General features: G+C 38.3%; 2 protein-coding genes and 1 pseudogene. 2 read left to right on the forward strand and 1 reads right to left on the reverse strand.

Annotated features, from left to right (window positions below; translation table 11 throughout):
• Positions 1-395, forward strand: a pseudogene (locus BO225_RS12795) (DDE-type integrase/transposase/recombinase); the annotation flags it as partial.
• Positions 369-1,028: an IS21-like element helper ATPase IstB gene (istB, locus tag BO225_RS12800; protein ID WP_336433329.1), complete on the forward strand. Its 660-nt coding sequence runs from the start codon at positions 369-371 to the stop codon at positions 1,026-1,028. The pseudogene BO225_RS12795 and the gene istB, both read left to right, overlap by 27 nt.
• A 176-nt stretch (positions 1,029-1,204) precedes the next feature.
• Here the strand turns inward: istB and BO225_RS10180 are convergent, their stop codons facing one another.
• The gene (locus BO225_RS10180; RefSeq protein ID WP_076342117.1) at positions 1,205-1,720 is read right to left on the reverse strand and encodes a TIR domain-containing protein; all 516 of its coding nucleotides are present in this window, start codon (positions 1,718-1,720) and stop codon (positions 1,205-1,207) included.
• Positions 1,721-1,959 lie beyond the last annotated feature (239 nt).

Raw genomic sequence — 1,959 nt, forward strand, 5'->3', positions numbered from 1 at the left:
AGCTTGATTGGAAAGAGGATATGAACTTCAAGCTCAAAAACGGGAAATTGATCCATATCAATGTCTTTTCCCTGGTCTACTCGTATTCCCGTTTCAAGGTCTTCTATCTTTCCTTGAGCCGGAAAAGAGATGTTCTTCTCCATCTTCTCGATCAGGCATTCGAAACGGCCGGAGGCGTGCCGAAAGCGCTGAAGACCGACAATATGAAAACCGTTATGGATGAACCCAGAACAGCGCGTTCGAAAGGAAAAGTCAATGCCAGATTCGAGCAGTTCGCCAAAGACTACGGATTCGAAACGAAGCCCTGCACAGCGGGGCATCCATGGAGCAAGGGAAAGGTGGAAAACCCGATGAAGACGCTGGATGAATTGTTTGCTTACAACGGAACGCTTGATCTTTACGGATTGTGTCTGAAAATGAAGGAGATCGATATGATCAATTCAATGGTAAAGGTGGCGGGCTTCCCTCACCGCCGGGAATTGAAAGATTTCGATTTTTCTTTCCAGCCCTCGATCAACAAAGAACAGATCATGGATTTCTCAACCCTGCGGTTTCTGGAAAACAAAGAGAACATCGTGTTTTTGGGAAACAGCGGCGTAGGAAAAACCCATATGGCCGTGAGCCTGGGAATCGAAGCCGCCAAGAAGAGGAACAGCACCTACTTCATCAAATGCCACGACCTCATCCAGCAGCTGAGAAAAGCCAACGAAGAAAATCGGCTGGAAAACCGTTTGAAGAATTACAGCCGGTACAAGCTGCTGATTATCGACGAAATCGGGTATCTGCCGATCACAAAAGAAGAGTCGAAACTGTTCTTTCAGCTGATCGACAAACGATACGAACAGAAAAGCACGATACTGACAACCAATATCGGCTTCGGCGAATGGGACGAGATATTTCAGGACCCCGTTATGGCCAACGCGATCCTTGACAGGATCCTGCATCATGCGCATGTCGTGTCCATTACCGGAAAGTCTTATCGGATGAAAGACCATATCAAGAAGAAGCCGCACACAAAGCAGGAATAAAGCAATTGGTCAAAATCGAAAGAAGGATCGAAAAGATCCTTCAGTATCTTTCAAACAAAATTGAGCATTTTTATCTCATCGAATTTGTACATTTTTAACTTGACATTTACATTCTATTTCCAATTTTCCTAAAAAAATTTTATCTTTTTTTAAATAGTCCAATAATGTTTTTAGCATCAGAATAGAATCCAATCCTTATAGTTTGTATCATAATACCATTTATCCTCGAAAGGAGTTAAAGAATAACAATCCTCCATTATATCCTTTAAGGTAATTATATACATTGGCTTTCCTAGTGTCATAAAGTAATTCAATTCGTATTTACACCAATCAGACTCTCTTGAATTATCAGAATCTACAAATAACAATGCTTTTGATTGATCCATTCTTTTTTTCAAAACCTTAAGGGTATCCTCGCATAATAAATGTCTCTTTAAATAATCTGCATCATTTATCCAGTCACAAAATATATTTTTTCCTTTCTCATTTTCATAATCAATCAATTTCTGAATAACCTCATAATCTCTGAAACTATGCGATATAAAAAAATCAAAAGTTTTTATCCTCTGTTCCATTCCATTATTGATTCTATATTCTAATTCATGTGGAGTCTTTGGAATATCATATCTTTCATTTGGGTATATGTTTTTTAAATAATGTTTTCTTTTTTTATTTTTGGCATGTACAACCATATACTTATTGCTTCTTAATCTTGGATTATAATTGAAGTGTACCCTTTGTCAAGGACAAAATAATTAGTAGTGATCCTATTTACTGAACAGATGTATTCTTATTTTTGATTTAATCTTTGTTTACTCTCCGTATACATTTCGATTTCGACTTGCAGATAAATATTTATGCAGTGTCTCTTTACAATGGGTTGTCCCTTGGTAAACTGCCGTGCCTTCTGCGAAATGGTGATCCATTCATT

The organism is Dubosiella newyorkensis (assembly GCF_001945605.1).
Classification (GTDB): Bacteria; Bacillota_I; Bacilli_A; order Erysipelotrichales; family Erysipelotrichaceae; genus Dubosiella; species Dubosiella newyorkensis.